Origin of the sequence: Cellulomonas jepli, from assembly GCF_047229345.1 — a bacterium.
Classification (GTDB): domain Bacteria; phylum Actinomycetota; class Actinomycetes; order Actinomycetales; family Cellulomonadaceae; genus Cellulomonas_A.
The window spans coordinates 49,298-72,033 of sequence record NZ_JBFTER010000001.1 but is presented as its reverse complement, the minus strand read 5'-3'; the positions used below and the strand labels follow the sequence as shown (position 1 = coordinate 72,033).

General features: G+C 74.4%; 18 protein-coding genes. 8 read left to right on the top strand and 10 right to left on the bottom strand.

The window, feature by feature from the left end; translation table 11 throughout:
* The first annotated feature begins 190 nt into the window (after nt 1-190).
* Nucleotides 191-1,786, top strand: a complete 1,596-nt coding sequence (locus tag AB6N24_RS00310; RefSeq protein WP_412867472.1) for a CYTH and CHAD domain-containing protein — start codon at nt 191-193, stop codon at nt 1,784-1,786.
* A gap of 75 nt (nt 1,787-1,861) precedes the next feature.
* Here the strand turns inward: AB6N24_RS00310 and AB6N24_RS00305 are convergent, their stop codons facing one another.
* The 5 genes from AB6N24_RS00305 to AB6N24_RS00285 form a co-directional block, all read right to left on the bottom strand.
* Nucleotides 1,862-2,293: a VOC family protein gene (locus AB6N24_RS00305; protein ID WP_412867471.1), complete on the bottom strand. Its 432-nt coding sequence runs from the start codon at nt 2,291-2,293 to the stop codon at nt 1,862-1,864.
* Nucleotides 2,294-2,460: 167 nt separating this feature from the next.
* Complete coding sequence (locus tag AB6N24_RS00300; protein WP_412867470.1) at nt 2,461-3,408, bottom strand: carbohydrate ABC transporter permease; 948 nt, start codon at nt 3,406-3,408, stop codon at nt 2,461-2,463.
* Complete coding sequence (locus AB6N24_RS00295; RefSeq protein WP_412867469.1) at nt 3,408-4,331, bottom strand: carbohydrate ABC transporter permease; 924 nt, start codon at nt 4,329-4,331, stop codon at nt 3,408-3,410. The genes AB6N24_RS00300 and AB6N24_RS00295 overlap by 1 nt, the downstream gene beginning before the upstream one ends.
* Nucleotides 4,331-5,590, bottom strand: coding sequence for an ABC transporter substrate-binding protein (locus AB6N24_RS00290; protein WP_412867468.1), 1,260 nt, complete (start codon nt 5,588-5,590; stop codon nt 4,331-4,333). Before AB6N24_RS00290 ends, AB6N24_RS00295 begins: the two co-directional genes overlap by 1 nt.
* Before the next feature lie 31 nt (nt 5,591-5,621).
* On the bottom strand, nt 5,622-7,796 hold the full coding sequence (locus tag AB6N24_RS00285) for an alpha-galactosidase (protein WP_412867467.1): 2,175 nt from the start codon (nt 7,794-7,796) through the stop codon (nt 5,622-5,624).
* Between the two features lie 279 nt (nt 7,797-8,075).
* On the opposite strand from AB6N24_RS00285, the gene AB6N24_RS00280 reads away from it, so the two are divergent.
* Nucleotides 8,076-9,215 carry an ROK family protein gene (locus AB6N24_RS00280; protein ID WP_412867466.1) on the top strand — a complete coding sequence of 380 codons (1,140 nt, stop codon included), beginning with the start codon at nt 8,076-8,078 and terminating at the stop codon, nt 9,213-9,215.
* A 5-nt stretch (nt 9,216-9,220) separates the two neighbouring features.
* On the opposite strand, the gene AB6N24_RS00275 is transcribed toward AB6N24_RS00280, so the two are convergent.
* Entirely contained in the window at nt 9,221-9,724 is a 504-nt protein-coding gene (locus AB6N24_RS00275) for a GNAT family N-acetyltransferase (RefSeq protein ID WP_412867465.1), read from the bottom strand.
* 65 nt (nt 9,725-9,789) lie between these two features.
* On the opposite strand from AB6N24_RS00275, the gene AB6N24_RS00270 reads away from it, so the two are divergent.
* From AB6N24_RS00270 to larC, 3 genes are all read left to right on the top strand, one after another.
* A complete protein-coding gene (locus AB6N24_RS00270) occupies nt 9,790-10,446 on the top strand; it encodes a trimeric intracellular cation channel family protein (RefSeq protein ID WP_412867464.1) in 657 nt (218 codons plus the stop codon).
* Nucleotides 10,447-10,632: 186 nt separating this feature from the next.
* Complete coding sequence (gndA, locus tag AB6N24_RS00265; RefSeq protein WP_412867463.1) at nt 10,633-12,072, top strand: NADP-dependent phosphogluconate dehydrogenase; 1,440 nt, start codon at nt 10,633-10,635, stop codon at nt 12,070-12,072.
* Between the two features lie 154 nt (nt 12,073-12,226).
* The gene (gene larC / locus AB6N24_RS00260) at nt 12,227-13,648 is read left to right on the top strand and encodes a nickel pincer cofactor biosynthesis protein LarC (RefSeq protein WP_412867462.1); all 1,422 of its coding nucleotides are present in this window, start codon (nt 12,227-12,229) and stop codon (nt 13,646-13,648) included.
* 94 nt (nt 13,649-13,742) lie between these two features.
* Here larC and larB read toward each other — a convergent pair whose 3' ends face one another.
* From larB to uidA, 3 genes are all read right to left on the bottom strand, one after another.
* Nucleotides 13,743-14,435, bottom strand: a complete 693-nt coding sequence (gene larB / locus AB6N24_RS00255) for a nickel pincer cofactor biosynthesis protein LarB (protein ID WP_412867461.1) — start codon at nt 14,433-14,435, stop codon at nt 13,743-13,745.
* Nucleotides 14,428-15,309, bottom strand: a complete 882-nt coding sequence (gene larE, locus AB6N24_RS00250; protein WP_412867460.1) for an ATP-dependent sacrificial sulfur transferase LarE — start codon at nt 15,307-15,309, stop codon at nt 14,428-14,430. The genes larB and larE overlap by 8 nt, the downstream gene beginning before the upstream one ends.
* A gap of 133 nt (nt 15,310-15,442) precedes the next feature.
* Nucleotides 15,443-17,224, bottom strand: a complete 1,782-nt coding sequence (uidA, locus tag AB6N24_RS00245; RefSeq protein WP_412867459.1) for a beta-glucuronidase — start codon at nt 17,222-17,224, stop codon at nt 15,443-15,445.
* A gap of 126 nt (nt 17,225-17,350) precedes the next feature.
* Here uidA and AB6N24_RS00240 point away from each other — a divergent pair, with 126 nt between their 5' ends.
* From AB6N24_RS00240 to AB6N24_RS00230, 3 genes are all read left to right on the top strand, one after another.
* On the top strand, nt 17,351-18,586 hold the full coding sequence (locus AB6N24_RS00240; protein ID WP_412867458.1) for a LacI family DNA-binding transcriptional regulator: 1,236 nt from the start codon (nt 17,351-17,353) through the stop codon (nt 18,584-18,586).
* Nucleotides 18,587-18,666: 80 nt separating this feature from the next.
* Nucleotides 18,667-19,959: a lactate racemase domain-containing protein gene (locus AB6N24_RS00235; protein ID WP_412867457.1), complete on the top strand. Its 1,293-nt coding sequence runs from the start codon at nt 18,667-18,669 to the stop codon at nt 19,957-19,959.
* 124 nt (nt 19,960-20,083) lie between these two features.
* A complete protein-coding gene (locus AB6N24_RS00230) occupies nt 20,084-21,160 on the top strand; it encodes a DNA polymerase IV (RefSeq protein WP_412867456.1) in 1,077 nt (358 codons plus the stop codon).
* A gap of 60 nt (nt 21,161-21,220) precedes the next feature.
* Here AB6N24_RS00230 and AB6N24_RS00225 read toward each other — a convergent pair whose 3' ends face one another.
* Nucleotides 21,221-22,678 carry an amino acid permease gene (locus AB6N24_RS00225; RefSeq protein ID WP_412867455.1) on the bottom strand — a complete coding sequence of 486 codons (1,458 nt, stop codon included), beginning with the start codon at nt 22,676-22,678 and terminating at the stop codon, nt 21,221-21,223.
* Between the last annotated feature and the right edge of the window lie 58 nt (nt 22,679-22,736).

The following is a 22,736-nucleotide window of genomic DNA, read 5'->3' as shown; positions in this document are numbered from 1 at the left end:
CCGACGCCGACGCCGACGCCGACGCCACGACGATCCTCCGCACCGTGCTGACCGGGCCGGGCCACGGGTCGGGGCCGCCTCGGCGCGAGCACCCCCGGCGGCCCGGTGCGGCACGTGCCCGGGACCGCGGCCCCGCCCGAGCTCGTCCGTGGGGGCGACGCGGGCGCGACGGCGCGGTAAGACTGGGCAGATGACCGAGATCCACCGTGAGGTCGAGGCGAAGCTCGCCGCCGACGACGCGTTCGACGTCCCGAGCCTCCTCGAGCTGGTGCGGTCCTCCGACGCCACGGTCCCGTGGGTCGAGGGCGAACGCGAGACCTACGTCCTGCGCGCGACGTACTACGACACCGACGACCTCGCTCTCGCGCACCACGGCCTCACCCTGCGCCGCCGCGCCGGGGGCGGCGACTCCGGCTGGCACCTCAAGGTCCCCGACGCGGACACGGCGCGGTCGGAGGTGCGGCTGCCGCCCGGGCGCGCCGGCTCGCCGCTGCCCGAGCCGTTGCGCCGCATGCTCCGGGCCCGGACGCTCGACCGGCCCCTGGTGCCCGTCGCCAAGGTCACGACGCGGCGGACCGTGCGCCGGCTGTTCGACCCGACCGACCGCCCGGTGCTCGAGCTGGCCGACGACCGTGTCAGCGCCCGGCGGGTGCTCCCCCTCGGCGGCACGGGCGACGCCACCGGTCCGGAGGTCACGTGGCGCGAGCTCGAGGTCGAGGCGCTGGACGGCGGGACGACGCTCGTGGACGCCGCCGCCGCCGAGCTCGTCTCCCGTGGGCTCCGCCCCTCCCCGCACACGTCCAAGGTGGCCCGCGTCCTCGGGCTCGATCTGGGCGGCCGGGCCGGCGACGACCGGGGGCGCGCACGTCGGCCTGGGCCGAGGTCGAAGCCGGCGCGCGCCGCGACGAGCGAGGTGGCGCTGGCGTACGTGAGCGACCAGGTCGAGCAGCTCCGCACCCAGGACCTGCTGGTCCGGCTCGACGCCCCCGGGAGCGTGCACAAGATGCGCGTCGCGACCCGTCGCCTGCGCAGCGCCCTGGTCACCTACCGGAAGGTGTTCGACCGTGAGGTGGTCCAGCCGCTCGTCCCGGAGCTGAAGTGGCTGGCGGGCGTGCTGGGAGCCGTGCGCGACGCCGAGGTCATGCGCGAGCGCGTCCTGGGCTCCCTGCAGGGGTCGCCCGTCCACCAGCCGGGAGCGGACGCCGGCACCGACCGCGAGCGCGACCTGCGCCCGTGGGACCACGCCTACGAGGCGGCACGCGAGTCCCTGCTCGTCGAGCTCGACGGCGAGCGGTACGGCCGCCTGCTGCACGCGCTCGAGAGCGTCGTGTCGGCGCCTGCCGTGACGGAGCGCGGGCGCCGCCCCGCCCGGAAGGTCGTGCGGCGCGGGGTGGCTCGGGAGTACGACGACGTGCGCCGCCTCGTGCGGCGGGCGGAGACCGTGACGGAGCTCGGCGAGCGTGAGGAGGCCCTGCACGACGCCCGGAAGGCCGCCAAGCGCGCCCGCTACGCGGCGGAGCTCGCGGCTCCCGTGTTCGGGGACGAGGCGCGCGCATTCGCCGCCGCGATGGAGAGCACGCAGGAGGTGCTCGGCCGGCACCAGGACTCCGTTGTCCTCCGCGAGCGCCTGCGCGACCTCGCCGCGAGCGCGGCGGACCCGATGACGGCGTTCGAGTACGGGCGGCTCCACGCCCTCGAGCAGGTCCGGGCCCGCGAGGCGGAGGACCGGCTGCCGTCGGTCTGGCGCAAGGCGAGCCGCAAGCGCCTGCGCCGCTGGCTCCGCTGAGGCCCGCCGCCGGGGAGCGACCACCACCGGCTCCGACCACGACGCTCCCGCCCGCGGCGCCGCGGCCGGCCCGGGTCAGGCCTCGGGATCGACCAGCACCCCGCCCCAGTCCTCCGGTGCGACGTCGGCCGTCGTCTGCGTGAACGTCCACCGGTGCCCGGCGAGGTCGGCGACCTCGTACTGCCGCTCGCCGTACGGGTGGTCGGTCGGCTCCGCGAGCACCTGCGCGCCGTGTGCCCGCGCGCGTGCGCAGTGCGCGTCGACGTCCTCGACCCGCACCATGACCGACTCGACGACCTCGCCGGGCCCGGGCGTCCGGCGCTCGCCGCCCGCGCTCGCGACGACGTCGCCCTCGCCGCAGCGGAGCTGGACGCGGTGCCCGCCCCCGATCCGGAGGCGCTCGACGAACCCGAACGCCGCGACGAGCCAGGCGACCGCCGCCGGCACGTCGGGGTACGGGAGCACGGGCACGACTGCGGACGCGGGCATCGACCGGTTCGGTGTCATCCGGCCAGTCAACCCCGTCCGGCCGCGGCCGCCCAGGGGTCCGGGACTCGCGCCGGCGGGGTCGTGGGCCGCGGGCCGCCGCAGCGCGGAGCGGCGCCCCCCGGCGCACGACGACGCCCTCGTCGCACGCGGCGGCGAGGGCGTCGTGGTGACCGGTCAGCGCGCCGTCACTTGATCGCGCCGCGCGTGACGCCGGAGATGACCCAGCGCTGGGCGATCACGTAGACCAGGAGGAGCGGCGCCATCGCCATGAGGTAGGACGCGAACGCCACGGTGTAGTTCGTCGTGAACTGGCTCTGGAACACGTACTGCACGAGCGGCAGCGTCGCGCCGCGGGGGTCGGAGACGATGACCAGCGGGAGCAGGAAGTCGTTCCACGCCCACAGGCACGTGAGGATCCCGACCGTCGCGTTCATCGGGGACAGCAGCGGGAAGATGATCTTCCAGAACAGCGTCCACGTGCTCGCGCCGTCGACGATGGCGGCCTCCTCGAGCTCGCGCGGGATCGAGTTGATGTACGCGACGAAGATGAAGATGTTGAACGACAGGCCGTACACCACGTAGAGCAGGATGAGGCCGACCTGGTTGTCGAGCCCCAGCAGCGCCGTCTGCTTCGCGACCGGCAGCATGAGGATCGGGAACGGCACGAAGAGCGCCGAGATGAAGTAGAAGAACAGCCCCTTGAACAGCCGCCGGTGCATGTTCCGGGCGATCGCGTAGGCGACCATCGAGTTCGTCAGCAGCGTCAGCACGACCGCGCCGACCGTGATCACCGCGCTGTTCAGGGCGGTGCGGGGGAACTCGGTGAGCTGCCACGCCTCGGCGAAGTTCCCCCAGGCGAGCTCGGTCGGGAGCGCGAACCCGGTGCCGCCGAGCTGGTCCTGGGTCTTGAGCGCGGTGACGACCGTGAAGTAGAGCGGGATCAGGATCGTCAGGCTCAGCACGATCAGCAGCGCGGTGAGCCACCAGTTGACGCGGTACTCCTCGCGCGACCGGCGGGGGCGTCGTGCCCGGCCGCCGGGCCGTCCGGGGAGGTCGGGGCCGTCGGGGTCGGCGCCGCGCGCCGGCCGTGGGGGTGCGGCGATGGTGTTCGGTCCGCTCGTCGGCGTGGTCATCACACGGACACCTCTCTGCGCTGCAGGACCCGGAGCTGGAAGACCGCGAACGCGACGATCACGATCATGAAGAGGACCGCGTTCGCGAGCTGGTAGCCGTACTCGCCGCCCTGGAAGCCGCCGCGGTAGATGAGCACGCCCACGGACTGCGTCGAGGTTCCGGGGCCGCCGTTGGTCAGCGCGATGATGTGGTCGAAGACCTGCAGGAAGCTCTTGAGCGCGAGCACCATGTTGATCGTGAAGAACCCGGCGATCATCGGGAACGTGATGCTGCGGAACTGCCGCCAGGAGCTCGCTCCGTCGAGCGAGGCCGCCTCGTAGAGCTCCCCGGGCACGGTCTGGAGACCGGCGAGGTAGATGATGATGTTGAACGCGGTGGCCTGCCAGACGGCGAGGACCAGGATGCCCACCCACGCGAGCTGCGGGTCGGCGAGGATCGACGTCGAGAGCCGGTCGATCCCGAGCGCCGTGGCGATCGCCGGGATCGACCCGGAGAACAGGTACTGGAACACGTACCCGATGACGAGGATCGAGAGCACGTTCGGCACGAAGTAGGCGCCCCGCAGCGTGTTCTTCCACTTGATCTTGCCGTTGAGCCCGATCGCGATGGCCAGCGCGAGCGCGTTGACCAGGATCGTCGCGAGGAACGCGAAGCGGAACGTGAAGCCGTAGGCGGCGCGCACCTGCGGGTCGGCGAACAGCGCGACGTAGTTCTCGAGCCCCACGAAGCTCCAGTCCCCGTAGCCCGGGGAGTCGGTGAAGCTGTAGAACACGCCCTGGAGCACGGGGATGGTGTGGAAGACGAGGAACAGCACGACGGCCGGCAGGACCATCCAGTAGAAGGTGCGCGGGATGCGGTTCCGGTCCGGCCGGTGGGCCGGCGAGGAGGTCCGCGCGGGGGGCGCCTGCGTCGACGTGGCCATCAGGAGCTCACCGCCCCGAGGCCCCAGGTGCGGCGCTGCGCGACGCGGTCCCACGCGCCGTCGAGCCCGTCGAGGAACGCGTCGGCGTCCTCGTCGATGAGGAACTGCTGCAGCAGCGGCCCGAGCGGGATCGCCGGGATGAACTGGTGGTCGTCGAAGCCCACGAGACGCTCCTGGTCGATGTAGGGCTGGATCCCGGCGAGCGCCGGGTCCGGGTTGCTCGCGCCCTCGAGCGCGGGGATCGCGACCTGCTGCTCGGCGTAGTCCTGCACGGCAGCGGGCTCCATCAGGAACTCGACGAGGCGGCGCGACTCCTCGGGGTGCGCGCCGCCGGCGCCCGCGGTCACGAGGACGTCGACCCCCGAGACGAGCCGGGTGTCGGCCGGGTCGTCCGTCGCCGGGAGCGGGAAGCTCCCGACGGTGAAGTCCGGCTCGAAGCTGCGGATCTGCGGGACGGCGTAGCTGCCGAGCAGGAGCATCGCGGACTCCCCCGCCGCGAACGCCACGGTCCCCTCCTGGTACCCGAAGGCCGCAGGGTTCGGCTGGGTGTACTCGAACAGCTCGAGCTCCTTCTCCGCGGCCTCCCGCCAGCCCTCGGCGAACGTGGTGTCGCCCGCGAACCGCGCCTCGAAGAACCCCTCGGGCGCGGTCTGCGCGGTCAGCGGGGCGAGCGGCGCCTGCGCGGTCCACGCATCGGCGAGCATCGCGTAGAACGGCGTGATGCCCGCGTCCTGGAACGTCTGCGCCGCGGCGAGCAGCTCGTCCCACGTCTGCGGGACCTCGACGCCCTGCTGCTCGAACAGCTCGACGTTGTACAGCACGCCGCTCGCGTTCGCGGCGAACGGGATGCCGTTGACGGCGCCCTCCTCGCTCGCGCCGAGGTCCTGCAGGATCTCGACGTAGCCCTCGTTGAGGTCCTCGAGGATCGGGTCGTCCGCGTAGTTCTCGAAGATGCCCGCCGAGGCGAGCTCGCCGAAGGTGCCGTTGCCGTTGAGCGTCAGCACGTCCGGCACGTCGTTCTTCACGAGCCGGGTGCGCAGCGCGGTCTCGGGGTCGGGGACGTTGTCGACGATGACGTCGATGTCCGGGTTCTGCGCCTCGAACTCGGCGGCGCGCTGCTCGAAGTAGTCGACGGCCTCGGGCTTGAACTGGAAGAACGTGATCTCCGTCCGCTCGCCGGAGCCGCCGGCGCACGCGGCGAGCGTGGAGGCGGCGAGCCCGACGACGAGGAGCCTCGCGACGGTGCGGGGTGGTGCCATGACGGGTGCCCCTTCCGGGGGGTCGACGAGCTCAGTCGGCGGTCGGGCCGCTGGGTGCCCGGCGCACGTGCAGCAGCACGAGGCGCTCGGGGAAGAGCGACGGGACCTGGATCCCGACCGCTGCGAGGGTGCGGCCGCTGAGCCGCGTGCCGTCCGTCCACCAGGGGACGGGGTAGATCGCGTCCCCGTGCGCCGCGGCGTCGCCGGGCGGCAGCGGCCGGACGTCGTACGTCGCGGCCGGGTCGAGGCCGGGGAGCCGGACACGCCCCGGGGGGCTCGTGGCCGAGGTGCCGAGCGTCACGACGGCGAAGACCGCCTCCGTGCCGTCCTGCGCGACGACACCGTGCACCCACAGCGCAGGGTCGGGCGTGTCCGCGTGCACGACGGTGCCGCTGTGCAGCAGCGCGCGGTGCTCCTGGTGCGCGCGCACCCAGGTCGACAGCGCGGCGACGTCCGCGTCGTCCGCGCGCGTGAGGTCCCACTCGATGCCGAGGTGGGAGAAGAACGCGGTCCCCGCGCGGAACCCGAGCACGTGCGTGCGCCCGGTCGTGTGCGCGGTCGGCGCGCCGACGTGCGAGCCGATCATCTCGGGCGGCAGCAGCAGGCCCATGCCGGCCTCGATGCCCTGCCGCTCGAGCGCGTCGATCGTGTCGGACGCCCACACGCGCTCGGCGCGCTCCATGATCCCGAGGTCGGTGCGCCCACCACCGCCCGCGCAGGACTCGATCTCGAGCCCGGGGTGGCGGGCGCGCAGCTCGTCGAGCAGCCGGTAGGTCGCGAGCGTCTGCTCGTGCACGCCGGCCCGGCCGGTCGGCCACAGGCCGGCGTCGATCAGGTCGCGGTTGTGGTCCCACTTCACGTAGTCGACGGGGTGCTCGGTGAGGATCGCGTCGATCCGCTCGAGCACGTGCGCGTACGCGTCGGGGTGCGCGAGGTTGAGGACCTGCTGGTGGCGCGCGGACGGGCCCAGCCGCCCACCGGTCTGCAGGAGCCACTCCGGGTGCGCCCGGGCGAGGTCCGAGTCGGGGTTGACCATCTCGGGCTCGAACCACAGCCCGAACTGCATACCGAGCCCGCGCACGTGGTCGACGAGCGGCCCGAGGCCGTCCGGCCAGACGTCCTCGTCGACGTACCAGTCACCGAGCCCCGCGGTGTCGTCGCGCCGGCCGCGGAACCAGCCGTCGTCGAGCACGTAGCGCTCGACCCCGAGCGCGGCCGCGCGGTCCGCGAGCGTGCGCAGCCGGTCGAGGTCGTGGTCGAAGTACACGGCCTCCCACACGTTGAGCAGCACGGGACGCGGCGTCCGGGGGTGCTGGGGCCGTGAGCGCAGGTAGGCGTGGAACCGTCCCGCGAGCTCGTCGAGCCCGACGCCGTACGAGCCGTAGACCCAGGGGCTCGCGTACGACCCCCCGGGAGAGAGCCGCACCTCCCCCATGAGCAGCAGCTCGCCGGCCCCGAGCAGCCGGACGCCCGACGACGTCCGCTCCGCGAGCGTGCGGGTGTTGCCGGACCACGCGACGTGCACGCCCCACACCTCGCCGGAGCGGTAGCCGAAGCCCGTCCGGCCGGCGAGCAGCAGCACGGTCGCGTCGTGCGCCCGGCCGCGGCGGCTCTCGCGCAGCCGGGTCCCGACGTCGAACGGTGCGCGCTGCGGGGACCGCTCGCGCAGGTGACGGCCGGTGAAGTCGAGCACCTCGTCGGCCTCGGACGGCACGGGGAGCATCACGTCGAGCGAGCCGAGGGTGTAGGTCCCGGCGCCCGTGCTGGTGAGCGTGCTGCGGGTGCGCAGCAGCCCGCTGCCGAGGAGCTCGAGGTCGAGCGCGAGGTCGAGCCCGGCGACGTCGTCGCGCGCCGTCGTCCGTACGCGGTGCTCGACGCCGGCCTCGGGACGCCGCGCGTGCTCCGTCCGGGCGGAGGTGAACGCGACGGAGAAGTCGGCGCCGTCGCGGTGCCCCGTGATCCCGGGTGTCCCGAGCCAGCCGAGCGACTGCTCGGGGAGCAGCGAGACGGGCACCGGGGCGTCCGTCGAGCCGGGCGCGAGCGGGGGGACGCTCGCGACGCGCAGGTCGGCGAGCTCGCCGTCCGGGAGCTCGCCGAGGTCGGCGCCCCAGTGCAGGACGCGCGGCAGATGCCCGCCCTCGACGTCGAGCACGAGACTCACGCCCGCGGAGCGCAGGTGCAGCAGGGAGGGGTGCGACGGTGCCACGGAAGTCCAGACGTTGATCCGATCGGATGACTCTGAGTGTTGTCTCGGAAGTCCCGTGCCGTCAAGTCGAGACGCTCGTCACACTTTTCCGCACATAATGGCTCCACGGCTTCCACGACGGAGGTATCGTGGTGCGCACCGGCCCCCGTGGACTGGCAGGATGCGTCGCGCTGCGGCGTGCACGGGCGGCGTGGGACGACCGCGCGGCGCGCGGCTGGGGGCACGTCCCGGGCGCGACGGGTGACGGGTGACGGGCGTGACGGGTGCGAAGGAGAAGACATGACCGACGTCGCCGCGTGGGCGCCCGCGGGGGGCTCGACGCGCGACGTCGCGCTCGAGGTGCTGCTGCACGGCCCGCTCTCGCGCACCGAGCTCGCGCGCCGCCTCGAGCTGTCCCAGGCGAGCCTGACCCGGCTCACCAAGCCGCTGCTCGAGTCCGGCATGCTCGTCGAGTCCGAGCCCGCCCGCGACCCGGCCACCGGCCGGCCGGCGCGCCCCCTCGACGTCGTCCCCGGCTCTCACCACTTCGCCGGCGTGAAGCTCACGGGCGACGCCGCGCACGCCGTGCTCGTCGACCTGCGCGGCACGGTGCTCGCGCACGCGAGCGCACCCCTCATGCAGCACGAGCCGGACCGCGTCCTCGACGTGGTCGCCGCCCTGACCCTCGAGCTCGCCGGCAGCACGGACGTCACCGGCCTGGGGATCGCGCTCGGCGGCCACTCCCCCGACCACCGCTCGGTGCGCAGCGCGCCGTTCCTCGGCTGGGACGACGTGGCGGTCGCGACCCGTGCCGAGCAGGCGACGGGCCTGCCGACGGTCGTCGAGAACGACGTCGTGGCCCTCACGACCGCCGAGCACTGGTTCGGTGCCGGTCGCGGCCTGCGCAGCCTGGCCGTCCTCACGATCGGCGCGGGCGTCGGCTACGGACTCGTGCAGCACGGGCGGCTCGTGACGCACCGGGACAGCGGGCTCGGGCTCGTCGGGCACTTCCCGCTCGACCCCAACGGTGCGGTCTGCTTCGCGGGGCACCGTGGCTGCGCGAGCGCGATGCTGACGATCCCGTCGCTCACGGCGCAGGCGACGGTCGCCCTCGGCCGGCCCGTCGGCTACGACGAGCTGCTCACGCTCGCCCGCGGCGACGAGCCCGCGGCCCGGCTGATCGTGCGCGACGCGATCGGTGCGCTCGGCCGGCTCGTCGCCGCGGTCGCCAACCTCACGATGCCCGAGCGCGTCGTGGTGACCGGCGAGGGGGTCGCGCTCGTCGACGCCGACCCGGCAGCGCTGCGCGTCGCCGTGGCGCGGGACCGTGACCCGCGCACCTCGCCGCTGGACCTGGTGACCCGTCCCGGCGACTTCACGCAGTGGGCCCGCGGTGCGGCGGTCGTCGCGATCCAGGACTTCGTGCTCCGGGCACCCTGAGACCGTCAGCCGGCCGCGCCGCCCGCCTCTCGCCGCAGGTCGGGGTCGAGGGCGCACCGCATCCGGAAGTTCGTCAGCTCGACCCCCCGGAGCACGGGGTGCTGCTCGGCGACGACCACGAAGCCGTGCGCCTCGAACGCGGGGCGCGCGGTCAGGCTCGCGTTCGTCGTCAGCGCGTGCGCGCCGAGCTCCACGGCCGTCGCCCGCGCCCAGCGCAGGAGCGCCGAGCCGACGCCCTGCCGTGCGACGTCCGGGTCCACGAAGAGCATGTCGACGTACCCGTCCTCGTCGACGTCGGTGAAGCCGACGACGCGGCCGTCGACCTCCGCGACCTGGGTCCGGCTCGCCGCGCGCCGCTCGGCCCAGACCGCCGGGTCGATGTCCGGGCTCGCCCACGCGGCGACCTGCTCCGCGGTGTAGTCGCGGCTCGCGAGGACCGTGATCGCGCGGCGGAACACGTCGAGCGTCGCGGCGGCGTCGTCGTCGTCGCGGAAGGGGCGCAGGAGCACCTCCCGAGCGTAGCCAGCGGGCGTCGTGAGCGGCCGGGACACCGCGCGTGCGGTAGACCCGTGTCGTGACCACCACGACGACCGTGCTCCTCGTGCTCGACCTGGTGGGCACGTTCGCGTTCGCGCTGAACGGCGGGCTGACCGCGATCCGTGTGGCGCACGTCGACATCGTCGGCGTCGTGACGCTCGCGGCGATCACCGCCGTCGGCGGCGGCATCCTGCGGGACGTCCTGCTCGGCGCCCTGCCGCCCGCGACGTTCGTGGACTGGCGCTATTTGACGGTGGCAGCGGCCGGAGGGCTGGTCGCGTTCGCCTTCAGCCGCGGGCTCAGCCGGTTCAGCAACCCGATCGAGGTGCTCGACGCCGCGGGCCTGAGCCTTTTTGCGGTGACCGGGGCGGGCCGGGCGCTCGAGCTCGGCGCGGGGCCGATGCAGGCGATCATCCTCGGTGCGGTCACCGGGGTCGGTGGAGGGACGCTGCGCGACGTGCTGGTCCGGCAGGTCCCGAGCGTGCTGAGCAGCGGCGTCTACGCGATCCCGGCGCTCGTCGGTGCGGCGCTGGCCGTCGCGGCGGCGACCGGCGGGGTCGACGAGGTGCTCGGCCTCCCGGCGGCCCTCGGGGCGGCGGCGGTGTGCTTCACGATCCGGATGGTCGGCCTGCACCTCGGGCTGCACGCGCCGCGCCCGCCGGGCACCGGCCCGGGGGACGACGCCCGGGTGTAGCCCGGGGCCGCGCTCCGGCGGCCGCCTGGGTCCGCGCCGGCCGCGTGCTCCGCGCGGGCAAGTGACGACAACCGCTTGCCACCCGCGTGTCCGGCGACGGTGAATGGGGTGCGGGACGCCTGCGCGTCCCCTGCGGCGTCCGGGCACACGTCCGGGCCGTCACGCCCACGAGGAGAGGATCGTGCGATGCCCGAAGGAGCTGCTCAGATCGGTGTGACGGGTCTGGCTGTGATGGGTCGGAACCTGGCGCGGAACTTCGCGCGACACGGGTACACGGTCGCGGTGCACAACCGGTCCTACGCGAAGACCCAGTCCCTGGTCGCGGACCACGGGGACGAGGGCACGTTCGTGGCCTCGGAGTCGATGGCCGACTTCGTGGCCTCCCTGGAGCGCCCGCGCAAGGTCGTGATCATGGTCAAGGCCGGCCCCGCGACCGACGCGGTCATCGCCGAGCTCGTCCCGCTGCTGGAGGCGGGCGACATCGTGATCGACGCCGGGAACGCCCACTTCCCCGACACGGTGCGCCGGGAGGCCGAGCTGAAGGCCCACGGCCTGCACTTCGTCGGCAGTGGTGTCTCGGGGGGTGAGGAGGGGGCGCTGCTCGGCCCGTCGATCATGCCGGGCGGTTCGCGGGAGTCCTATGCGGTGCTGGGCCCGATCCTGGAGGACATCTCCGCGAAGGTCGACGGCGTCCCCTGCTGCACGTATGTGGGGCCGGAGGGTGCGGGGCACTTCGTGAAGATGGTGCACAACGGCATCGAGTACGCCGACATGCAGCTCATCGCGGAGGCCTACGACCTGCTCAAGCAGGGCCTGGGCGCTTCGGCTGCGGAGATCGGGGAGATCTTCGCCACCTGGAACGAGGGCGACCTGGAGTCGTTCCTGATCGAGATCACCGCCGAGGTCCTCGCCCACGTCGACCCCGCCACCGGGGCCGCGTTCGTGGACGTGGTGCTGGACCGGGCCGAGCAGAAGGGCACCGGGCGCTGGACGGTGCAGAACGCCCTGGACCTGGGGGTCCCGATCACCGGGATCGCCGAGGCCACCTTCGCCCGGGCCCTGTCCGGGTCGGTCCCGCAGCGCACCGCCGCCGCCGGGACCCTCGTCGCCCGCGCCGAGCCGTTCGAGGTCACCGACCGCGAGGCGTTCATCGAGGACGTGCGCCTGGCCCTGTATGCCTCGAAGGTCGTGGCCTACTCCCAGGGCTTCGACCAGATCGCCGCCGCGTCCGAGCAGTTCGGGTGGGGCATCGACCGCGGCGCGATGGCCCGGATCTGGCGGGGCGGGTGCATCATCCGGGCCCGGTTCCTCAACCGGATCACCGAGGCCTACCAGCGCGACGCGAACCTGCCCCTGCTGCTGGCCGACCCCTACTTCGTCGGGGCCGTCGGCAACGGCGTGGGCGCCTGGCGCCGGATCGTGGCCGCCGCCGCGTTCGCCGGCGTCCCGACCCCCGCGTTCTCCTCCTCCCTGGCCTACTACGACGGGGTCCGCGCCGAGCGCCTGCCCGCGAACCTGATCCAGGCCCAGCGCGACTTCTTCGGCGCCCACACCTACCGCCGCACCGACCGCGAGGGCACCTTCCACACCGAGTGGACCCTCGACCGCACCGAGAGCAACGCGTGAGCGAGGAGCCCGCCAGGGCCGAGCGCCGTGGGCACGCCTCGAGCCCCGACGACCCGGGCAGCGGACGTCGCGGCTCGTCCCGTGGTCCGGGGGTCGAGCCCGCGGTCGCCGGTCCACCGTTGCCGCAGGTCAGGTCGCAGTGCAGGGTGACGGCATGAGCCACGAACCCCAGGCGTCCCCCGTCGACCCCGGACGGGTGCTCTGGGTCGACGCGTCCGCCGGTGTCGCGGGCGACATGCTGCTCGGCGCCCTCGTCGACGCGGGCGTCGCGCTCGACGCCCTGCAGGCGGCGGTCGACGCGGTGATCCCGGGCTCGGTCCGGCTCACGGCGGCGACGGTCACGCGCGCCGGGCTGCGCGCCACCAAGGTCGAGGTCGAGGTGCTCGTCGACGACCCCCCGCACCGCACGTGGTCGACCATCCGCGGGCTGCTCGACGACGCCGACCTGGACCCGCCCGTCCGCGCCGCGGCCCTCGCGGCGTTCACGCGCCTCGCCGACGCCGAGGGCCGCGTGCACGGCGTCCCGCCCGAGGACGTGCACTTCCACGAGGTCGGCGCGCTCGACGCGATCGCGGACGTCGTCGGGTCCTGCGCGGGGGTCGTGAGCCTGGGTGCGGAGCACGTCGTCGTCTCCCCCGTCGCGCTCGGCTCGGGCACCATCGAGGCGCACCACGGCACCCTGCCGGTGCCTGCGCCCGCGGTGCTCGAGCTCGCGCGCGGCTGGGACGTCCTCGCGGGCGGCCGCGGAGAGCTCGCGACGCCGACCGGCCTCGCACTCGTGACCGCGCTCGCCTCGGCGTCGGGCCCGCTGCCCGCGATGCGCGTCGAGCGCACCGGGATCGGGGCGGGCACACGCGACCGAGCCGACCGCGCGAACGTGGTGCGGCTCGCACTCGGCACCGGCGCCGGCTCCCGGGCGCCGCTCGCCGGGGCGCGCGCGCAGACCGAGCCCGCGGTGGTGCTCGAGACCAACGTCGACGACCTCGACCCGCGGCTGTGGCCCGGGGTGCTCGCCCGCCTCCTCGCCGCCGGGGCGTCCGACGCGTGGCTCACGCCGATCCTCATGAAGAAGGGCCGCCCCGCGCACACGCTCCACGTGCTCGCCGACCCGTCGGTCGCCGACGCCCTCCGCGTGCTCGTCCTCGCCCACACGACGACGCTCGGGGTGCGCGTGAGCACCGTCGACAAGGACGTGCTCGACCGGGCCTGGGTCCCGGTCGAGGTCGACGTGACGGCCGCCCGTGCCGGTGCCCCCACCGCACGCGAGCACGAGCGCTCGCACACCCGCGAGCGTCCGGAGCCCGCCACGGCGTCCACCGGCGAGGGCCCCGGCAGCGGCGTCGTGCGGATCAAGGTCGGTCACCGCGCGGGCGTCGTCGTCCAGGCGATGCCGGAGTTCGAGGACGTGGCGGCCCTCGCCAGCGCGTCGGACGTGCCGGCTGCGCGCGTGCTGGAGGCCGCGCACTCCGCTGCCGCGGCTGCCGGGCTCGTGGCGGGCGCGTCGTGGGACGGCAGCCGGGCGGGCGTCGCCCCGGCGGACCGGGCGGGAGCGGACGGCTCGGCCTCGGAGGGGTGAGCGCAGGCCGCGCGCCCGTGCGCCCGCGCGCGTCCTGACGGCGGACCCGGCGCTGTGGTCCGCGCGCCGCCGCTCCGTCAGCCGACGTGCCGCGTCAGCCCGCGTGCCGCCACGGGGCCGCGACCTGCGCGGCGAGGTGCCCGGCGCCGTAGCCGTTGTCGATGTTGACCACCGCCACGCCGGGTGCGCACGCGTTGAGCATCGTGAGCAGCGGCGCGAGCCCCTCGAACGCCGCGCCGTAGCCCACCGACGTCGGCACCGCGACCACGGGCGCCTCGACGAGCCCGGCGACGACGCCCGGCAGCGCGCCGTCCATGCCGGCGACGACCACGAGCGCCCGGGCGGAGCGCACGAGGTCGAGGTGCCCGAGCACGCGGTGCAGGCCCGCGACGCCGACGTCCACGACGGTCTCGACGGGCCGCCCGAGGTGGCGTGCCGTGAGCGCGGCCTCGCGTGCGACCGGGAGGTCGGACGTCCCGGCGGCGAGCACCACGACGAGACCCCCGGTCGCCTCGGGCGGCTCCCCCGGCCACGCCACCAGCCGGGCGTCGGGGTCGTGCGCGGCGCCGGGGAGCTCGTCGAGCAGCACGTCCACCTGCGCGTCCGTCACCCGCGTGAAGAGCGTGCGCGCGTCGCGGTCGCGCACCTGGGCGGCGATGACGCGCACCTGCTCGACCGACTTCGACGCGCACAGGACGGCCTCGGGGAACCCGCGGCGCTGCGCGCGGTCGTGGTCGAGCTCGACGAAGTCCGCGAGCGCCGGCGGCGGTGCCCAGCGCTCAGGCACCGCGCACCCCGACGAGCGGGAGCGTGAACGCCCCGGACTGGACGCCGGCGAGGTCGACCGCGACGAACCGGAAGCCCGCGGAGCGCACGGCCCGCCACACCTCCTCGCGCAGCGCGTCGCTCACGACGGCCGCGAGGTCGCGCACCGGGACCTCGAGCCGCGCGACGTCGCCGTGGTGCCGCACGCGCAGGTCGCCGAGCCCGAGGCGGCGGAGCTCGGCCTCGGCGGCGTCGACCTGTGCGAGCTTCTCGGGGGTGACCTCCTCGAAGTGCGGGATCCGCGACGCGAGGCACGGCGCCGCGGGCTTGTCGGCGGAGGGCAGCGCGAGCGCGCGCGCGACCCGGCGGACGGCCGCCTTGTCGAGCCCGGCGTCGGCGAGCGGGCGCAGGACCCGGTGCTCGGTCGCCGCGCGCGAGCCGGGCCGGTCCGGGCGGCGCGCGTCGTCGGCGTTCTCGCCGTAGGCGACCGCGGTGAGCCCGTGCGCGGCGACGACGTCCGCGCCGATGCGCGTGAACAGCTCGTCCTTGCAGAAGAAGCAGCGGTCGGGCCCGTTGCGCCGGTACTCGGGGTTGTCGCCCTCGTGCGTCTCGACCTCGACGAGCGGCGCGCCGACGACCCGGGCGACGTCGTGCGCCGCGGACCGCTCGTCCGCCGCGAGGCTCGGCGAGACGCCCAGGACCGCGACGACGCGGGCCGCACCGAGCGCCTCGGTCGCCAGGGCGAGCACGGCGGAGGAGTCGACGCCCCCGGAGAACGCGACGCCGAGGCGCCCGGACGGCACGGCGGACCGCAGCGCCGCCGAGAGGTTCTCGACGGCGTCGCGGTCCGCGTCGTCCAGGAGCCGCAGCCACGGCCGCTCGACGTGCTGGGGCATCAGGCCTCCTGAGCCGGGATCGGGCGGGTCACGACCACGCGCTCGGCGCGGCCGGGGGCGACCTCTCCGACCCTAGCCGGGACGGCCGCGCGGGCCAGCGGGCGGACGGGCCACGCCCGCCGCGGCTGCACGGTCACGGCTGCCGGGTCCACCGCCGGCGCAGCGCGTGCGCGGCGGCCTTGGGCTGGCGGTCACGGGTGAACGCGCCCTTCTTGTTGCCGCCGACGCGCATCACGCCGGACGACGTCTGGAAGTCCGCGAAGTTCCACACGTGCTCGCCGACCACCGCGTCGACGTCGTCGAACACGCGGTGGTTCATCTCGAGGTACTCGACCTGGTACTCCTCGGTCCACGGCACCGGCGTGACCGAGTGCAGGCCGGGCAGGGTGTCCGCGCCGTACTCGGTGATGATGATCGGCTTGCCGTCGCCGGCCCACGCCTCGAGCTCCTCGCGCCAGGCGGCCTCGGCGGCGACGAGGTCGCCGCTGTTGACGTACCAGCCGTAGTAGCGGTTGAGCATGAGCACGTCGCCGAACTGGGAGACCTGGCACTTCCCGTGCGGCGCGAGCATGACGTTGACGAAGCCGACGGGCCGCGTCGGATCGAGCTCCTTGGTCAGGGCGAACAGCGGCTCGAAGTACGCGCGCGCCGCGTCGGTGTCCGACTCGGGCTCGTTCGCGATCGACCACAGCACGACGCTGGGGTGGTTCTTGTCGCGGGCGACCAGCTCGCGGATCGCCTGCGCGTGCACCTCGCGGGAGGTGTCGTTCACCGTCTCCGGGGAGAACGTCACGTAGCCCTGGGTGCCGAAGATCCCTCCCCCGAGGCCCATGTTCTGCCCGACGGCCGCGACCTCGTCGATCACGACGACGCCGTGGCGGTCCGCGTAGTCGTACACCTCGTCGGCGTACGGGTAGTGCGACGTCCGGAACGAGTTGGCGCCGATCCAGTCGAGCAGCGCGAAGTCGTGCACGAGGAACGCGTCGTCGTGGCCCTTGCCGCGCACGGCGCTGTCCTCGTGCTTGCCGAAGCCGGTGAAGTGGAACGGCTCGCCGTTGATGATGAACTCGATGCCACGGACCTCGACCGTGCGGATGCCGACCGTCTGGAGGTAGCTGTCGAGCGTCGCGCCGTCCTCGCCGACGAGCTCGACGTCGAGCTCGTGCAGGTACCCGTCGCCGGGCGCCCACAGGTGGGCGTCCTCGACGCGCAGCTCCCCCTGCTCACCCTCGCCCGTGGCCACGACGCGACCCTCGGCGTCGCGCAGCGTGACCCGCGTGGTGCGGGCGGCGTCGCCCGAGGACTCGACGGCCCAGCGCACGACCCCGGTCGTCCCGTCGAGGTCGGTGACCACCGTGACGTCGCGGACGTAGGTCGTCGGCGTCGCGTAGAGCCACACCGTGCGGTGCAGGCCCGCGTAGTTGAAGAAGTCGTGGAAGTAGCGCTGCCGGCGCCCGTGCGGCGTCTCCTCGACGACGCCCGGCGGGATCGTCTGGAACGAGAGCTCGTTGTTGACGACCGCGGTCACCCGGAGCTCCTCGCCGGGCACCGCGAGGTGCGTCACGTCCACCTCGAACGGCGTGTACCCGCCCTCGTGCTCGGCGACCTGCGTGTCGCCGACCCACACCACCGCTCGGTGCGTCGCGGAGTCGAAGCGCAGCACGATCCGCTCCCCGGCCCACCCGCGCGGGACCCGCACGGTCGTCTGGTACCAGGCGTCACCGACGTGGTCCCGCACCGCGGCGTCGGCGAGGACGTCGTTGTAGCTCGCGGGCACCGGGACGTCGACGGCCCCGTCGAGCGTGCCGGTGAACCAGCGGTCGCGGCGGCCCGCACCCTCGGCGTCGAGCCGGAAGCGCCAGATCCCCGCGAGGGACCTGCGCTCACGCGTCCGGGTGTCCTGGGGGCGAAGCATGGGTTCTCCTCTCCGCCGGGCGAGCCGGCGGGGCCGTGTGGGGTGTGCGTCCACCCCCATTCACCGCTGCGGGCGGCGCGGCGACAAGCGGTTGCCGCGGGTTGTCACCGCCCGTACGGTGCACGTATGCCCGAGGATCAGGGCCCGCAGCGCCGCGGACCGACGATCTACGACGTGGCCCGCGAGTGCGGCGTCGCGCCGTCCACGGTCTCGCGGGCCTTCTCCCGGCCCGGCCGTGTCAACGCCGAGACCGCGGCGCGCATCCGGGCGGTCGCCGAGTCGATGGGCTACCGCGCGAACCCGCTGGCTCGGGCACTCCCGACCGGACGGACGGCGCTCCTCGCGCTGATCGTCTCGGACGTGACGAACCCGTTCTTCTTCGAGATCATCCGCGGCGCGGAGCAGGCGGCGACCGCGGCCGGGTACACCGTCCTCGTCTCGGACGTGCAGGAGTCGGCGCAGGCGGAGCGGCAGGCGCTCGACCGGGTGCTGCCGCTCGTCGAGGGGGTCGTGCTCGCGACGTCGCGCATGTCCGACTCGACGATCCGGGTCATGGCCAAGCAGCGGCCCACGGTCGTGCTCAACCGGGTGCTCACGGAGGTGCCGAGCGTCGTGACCGACAACTCGCGGGGCATGCGGCGCGCGGTCGAGCACCTCGGGGAGCTCGGGCACCAGACCGTCGCGTACGCCGCCGGCCCCGAGGCGTCGTGGGCCGACGGGATGCGCTGGCGGAGCATGCGCGAGGCCGGGTACGAGCTCGAGCTCAAGGTCCGGCGCCTGGGCCGGTTCGAGCCGACGGTGCGGGGCGGGCTCGACGCCGCGCACGCGCTCGCCGAGGCCCCCGCCACGGCCGTGGTCTGCTACAACGACCTCGTCGCGATCGGGCTCATGCGCGGCCTGGCGGCGATGGGCGCACGGGTCCCGGCCGAGGTCAGCGTCGTGGGGTTCGACAACATCTTCGGGTCGGACTTCTGCAGCCCGCCCCTGACGACGGTCGCCGCGCCGCTGCGTGCGCTCGGGTCGCACGCCGTGCGCGCGCTCCTGCGCGAGCTGGGGCACACCACGCCGCACGCGGTGCGCGCGACCGTGCTGCCCGCCCAGCTCGTGGTGCGCGGCTCGACGGCCAAGCCCGGCCGGCGCCGGCACGCGTGGACGCGACCGGGAGCAGCAGCCCCCGCCCCGGCGACGGGCTCCGCGTCGGCGTCCACCGCGACGGGGTTCCCGTCGGCCTCCGCGGCGGCGGCGTCCGCGGCGACGTCGTCGTCCGCACCGGCGTCGTCGTCCACGACGGCGTCGTCCTCCTCACCGGCGTCGTCCTCCGCACGGGAACCGGCGCGCGGGGCGCCCGCCCGGCACGGCTGACCGGTTCCCGCCGACCGGACGTTGCCGCACGTTGCCACGGGGCGTTGCCCCGGCGGCCCGCGGGGGCGCAGGGTGGGCGGATGACAGCCCTCACCCAGCCCGCGGACCGCGTCGGCGCCCGGTCCGTCGGCGGACCCGGCCAGGTCCTCGACGACGCCACGGTCCGCGCGTTCGTCACGGAGCGCCTCGCCGAGATCGACCTCGCGGGCCGGACCCTGTGCGTCGTCGTGCCCGACGGGACGCGCAGCTGCCCGCTCCCCCTGCTGCTCGGGGCGGTGCACGAGGCCGCGACGGCCGCGGGGGCGGCCCACCTGACGTTCCTCGTCGCGCTCGGCACGCACGCCGCGATGGCGGAGCCGGAGCTCGCGCGCCACCTCGGGTACGCGGCCGGCGAGCTCGCCGGGACGTACCCGGGCACGACGGTGCTCAACCACGAGTGGTGGGACGAGGCGACGTTCGTGTCCGTCGGGACCATCAGCGCGGAGCGGCTCTCCGAGCTGTCGGAGGGACGCCTCGTGCGCGACGTCGACGTGCGCCTGAACCGGGCCGTCGTCGAGCACGACGTGACGCTCATCATCGGCCCGGTGTTCCCGCACGAGGTCGTGGGGTTCTCCGGCGGCAACAAGTACCTGTTCCCGGGTGTCGCCGTGAAGGACGTCATCAACGTGTCGCACTGGCTCGGCGCCCTGATCAGCAGCTCGGAAATCATCGGCACGCGGGGCATCACGCCCGTGCGCGCCCTGATCGACGAGGCCGCGGCGCTCGTGCCCGGCGAGCGGTACGCGCTGTGCGTCGTCGCGCAGTCCGGCACCGGGGCGCTGCACGCCGCGAGCTTCGGCAGCCCGCAGGACGCGTGGGCCGCCGCCGCGGACGTCTCGGCCGAGACGCACGTGCGGTACCTCGACGCGCCCGTGCGCCGCGTGCTGTCGGTGATCCCGACGAAGTACGAGGACATGTGGACCGGCGCGAAGGGGTTCTACAAGGTCGAGCCCGTCGTCGCCGACGGCGGCCAGGTCGTCCTCTACGCCCCGCACATCACCGAGATCTCCGTGATGCACCCGCAGATCCTCGAGATCGGGTACCACTGCCGCGACTACTTCGTGAAGCAGTGGGACCGCTTCTCGCACCTGCCGTGGGGCGACCTCGCGCACTCGACGCACCTGCGCGGCCAGGGCACCTACGACGACGAGCACGGCGAGCGGTGCCGGGTCACGGTGACGCTCGCGACGGGCATCCCGGAGGACGTCGTGCGCGCGGCGAACCTCGACTACCTGGACCCCGCGGAGGTCGACGTCGACGCGTGGGCCGCCGACTCCGACACGCTCGTGGTCCCGCAGGCGGGCGAGGTGCTGCACAGGCTCCGCACGCCCTGACGGACCCGCCGGGCGCGGGCGCGGGCCGGTCGGCCGGCGGCGACGCCCCGCACGGGCGAGGGTCCGCGCCGCGCGTTGGTGCGGCGCGCGTGCCGTGGCCGCCCGGCGCCGCCAGACTCGGGACATGAGCGCTCCGACGCCCTGGGTCCTGCACGTCGACCTCGACCAGTTCGTGGCCGCCGTCGAGGTGCTGCGCCGCCCCGAGCTCGCCGGGCGACCCGTGGTCGTCGGCGGGCGCGGCGACCCCACCGAGCGCGGCGTCGTGTCGACCGCGTCCTACGAGGCGCGCGCGCTCGGCGTGCACTCCGGCCTGCCGCTGCGGGTCGCCGCGCGCAAGGCGCCCGACGCGGTGTTCCTGCCCGTCGACGGCCCCGCGTACGAGGCGGTCTCCGACGAGGTCATGACGGCGCTGCGCGGGCTCGGCGTCGTCGTCGAGGTGCTCGGGTGGGACGAGGCGTTCCTCGGCGCGGTGACCGACGACCCCGAGGCCCTCGCCCGCCGGGCCCAGGAGACGGTGCTCGCGGCGACCCGGCTGCACTGCTCCGTCGGGATCGGCGACACCAAGGTCCGCGCCAAGATCGCGACGGGCTTCGGCAAGCCCGCCGGGGTGTTCCGGCTGACGGAGGCGAGCTGGTTCGACGTCATGGGCGAGCGGCCGACGATCGAGCTCTGGGGCGTCGGCACCAAGGTCTCCCGCCGGCTCGCCGGGCTCGGCGTCCGCACGGTCGCCGAGCTCGCAGCCGCCCCGACCGAGGCGCTCGTCGCCGAGTTCGGACCGCGCATGGGGGTCTGGTACCACGAGCTGGGGCACGGGCTCGGGCCCACGACCGTCGACGACCGGCCCTGGGTCCCGCGCGGGCACAGCCGGGAGACCACGTTCCAGCAGAACCTGGTCGCGCCCGAGCAGGTGCGCGCCGCGGTCGGCGAGCTCGCCCGCGCGGTCGTCGCCGACACCGCGGAGGACGGGCGCGAGGTCGTCCGCGTCGCGCTCAAGGTGCGCTACGCGCCGTTCGACACCAAGGTCGTGAGCCGCAAGCTCCCCACCCCGAGCCGCGACGCCGCGGAGGTCGTGGCCGCCGCCCTCGCGCTCGCCGAGGGCCTCGAGGAGCGCGAGGTGCGCCTGCTCGGGGTGCGCGCCGAGATGGCGATGCCGGACGACGCCGACCCGGCCGAGCGGACGCCGGTGCGCGGCCGGATCTGACGCGGGTCCGGGCGCGCCCGACCCGGCGCACCGAGCAGGCGCGCGTGATGCCGCTCCGCGTCAGTCGTCGGGCGCGTGCACGTGCGCGTGGTGCGGGCTGTCCGGGTTGAGCAGCGAGTGCCGGCGCCCGTACGCGAAGTACACGACGAGCCCGATCACGAGCCAGATCCCGAACCGCAGCCAGGTCTCCCAGTGCAGCTGCAGGATCAGGAACAGCGAGGCCAGCACCCCGAACGCCGGCACGAACGGCATGAGCGGGAGCCGGAAGGAGCGCTCCGCCTCGGGCCGCGTGTACCGGAACATGATCACCGCGACGCACACCACGACGAACGCGGACAGGATGCCGATGTTCGTGAGGTCCGCGACGGCGCGGATCGGGAAGACGCCCGCGAGCGCCGCGGAGCCGAGGCCGGCGATCCACGTGACCCGCTGCGGCGTCCCGTGCCGGTCGACGCCCGCGAACCACGTCGGGAGCAGGCCGTCACGGCTCATCGAGAACCACACGCGCGTGACGCCGAGCAGGAACGTCAGCATCACGGTCATGATCGAGAGGACCGCGAACACCGAGATGATGCTCGCGATCACCGGCAGGCCCACGTTCGTGAACGCCGACGCGAAGCCGGCGGTCGGGTCGATGTCCTCGTAGCTCTGCAGGCCCGTGAGCACGAGCGTGGCCGCGACGTACAGCAGCATCGCGATGATCAGCGACAGGATGATCGCCTTCGGCATGTGCTTGCGCCCGTCCGTGGCCTCCTCCGCGGCGGTCGACATCGCGTCGTACCCGAACACCGCGAAGAACACCGTGGCCGCGCCGGTGAGGACCGGCCCGAACCCGTTCGGCATGAACGGGTCGTAGTTGCCCGTGTCCACGTAGAACACGCCCAGACCGATGATGAACAGGATGAGCCCGACCTTGATCGCGACGGCGACGAGCTCGAACCGGCCGAACGTGCGGGTGCCGCGACTCAGGATGAACGTCACGAGCAGGCAGACGAGGACCGCGGGCACGTTGACGACGCCGCCGCCCTCGGGGCTCTCCGATATCGCCGTCGGCAGCTCGAGGCCGAGCCCGGCGAGGAACGCGTCGAGGTACCCCGAGATGCCGATCGCGACGACCGCGACGATCGCGATGTACTCGAGCAGCAGGTCCCAGCCGATGAACCAGCCGACGACCTCCCCGATCGCCACGTACCCGTACGTGTAGGCCGACCCGGCGCGCGGGATCATGCCCGCGAACTCGGCGTAGGACAGCGCCGCCGCCGACGACGCCAGCCCCGCGATCAGGAACGAGATCAGCACCGCCGGACCCGCCCCGGGGTTGTCGGCGTCGCCGTGCGCGACGAGCCCGGCGAGGGAGAAGATCCCGACGCCGATGATCCCGCCGACCCCGATCGCGGTGAGCTGCCACAGCCCCAGGCTCTTCGTGAGCCGCCCCGCCCCGCTCGCGCTCTCCACCTCCTCGATGCGGTCGACGGGCAACCGTCGCCAGATCGAGCGCTGCTCCCTCGACACGGCCATGCGTGTGCTCCCCTCGAGGACCGGGCGGCGCCGGAGCGTCGTCCACCGGACGCCTGCC

Excerpts from the sequence above, each read along its gene's own strand:
- AB6N24_RS00225 (WP_412867455.1), bottom strand. The coding sequence starts at position 22,678 with ATGGCCGTGTCGAGGGAGCAGCGCTCGATCTGGCGACGGTTGCCCGTC.
- AB6N24_RS00310 (WP_412867472.1), top strand. The coding sequence starts at position 191 with ATGACCGAGATCCACCGTGAGGTCGAGGCGAAGCTCGCCGCCGACGAC.
- larE (WP_412867460.1), bottom strand. The coding sequence starts at position 15,309 with ATGCCCCAGCACGTCGAGCGGCCGTGGCTGCGGCTCCTGGACGACGCG.
- AB6N24_RS00300 (WP_412867470.1), bottom strand. The coding sequence starts at position 3,408 with ATGACCACGCCGACGAGCGGACCGAACACCATCGCCGCACCCCCACGG.
- AB6N24_RS00290 (WP_412867468.1), bottom strand. The coding sequence starts at position 5,590 with ATGGCACCACCCCGCACCGTCGCGAGGCTCCTCGTCGTCGGGCTCGCC.
- larC (WP_412867462.1), top strand. The coding sequence starts at position 12,227 with ATGAGCCACGAACCCCAGGCGTCCCCCGTCGACCCCGGACGGGTGCTC.
- AB6N24_RS00230 (WP_412867456.1), top strand. The coding sequence starts at position 20,084 with ATGAGCGCTCCGACGCCCTGGGTCCTGCACGTCGACCTCGACCAGTTC.
- uidA (WP_412867459.1), bottom strand. The coding sequence starts at position 17,224 with ATGCTTCGCCCCCAGGACACCCGGACGCGTGAGCGCAGGTCCCTCGCG.
- AB6N24_RS00235 (WP_412867457.1), top strand. The coding sequence starts at position 18,667 with ATGACAGCCCTCACCCAGCCCGCGGACCGCGTCGGCGCCCGGTCCGTC.
- gndA (WP_412867463.1), top strand. The coding sequence starts at position 10,633 with ATGCCCGAAGGAGCTGCTCAGATCGGTGTGACGGGTCTGGCTGTGATG.
- AB6N24_RS00280 (WP_412867466.1), top strand. The coding sequence starts at position 8,076 with ATGACCGACGTCGCCGCGTGGGCGCCCGCGGGGGGCTCGACGCGCGAC.
- AB6N24_RS00240 (WP_412867458.1), top strand. The coding sequence starts at position 17,351 with ATGCCCGAGGATCAGGGCCCGCAGCGCCGCGGACCGACGATCTACGAC.
- AB6N24_RS00295 (WP_412867469.1), bottom strand. The coding sequence starts at position 4,331 with ATGGCCACGTCGACGCAGGCGCCCCCCGCGCGGACCTCCTCGCCGGCC.
- AB6N24_RS00305 (WP_412867471.1), bottom strand. The coding sequence starts at position 2,293 with ATGACACCGAACCGGTCGATGCCCGCGTCCGCAGTCGTGCCCGTGCTC.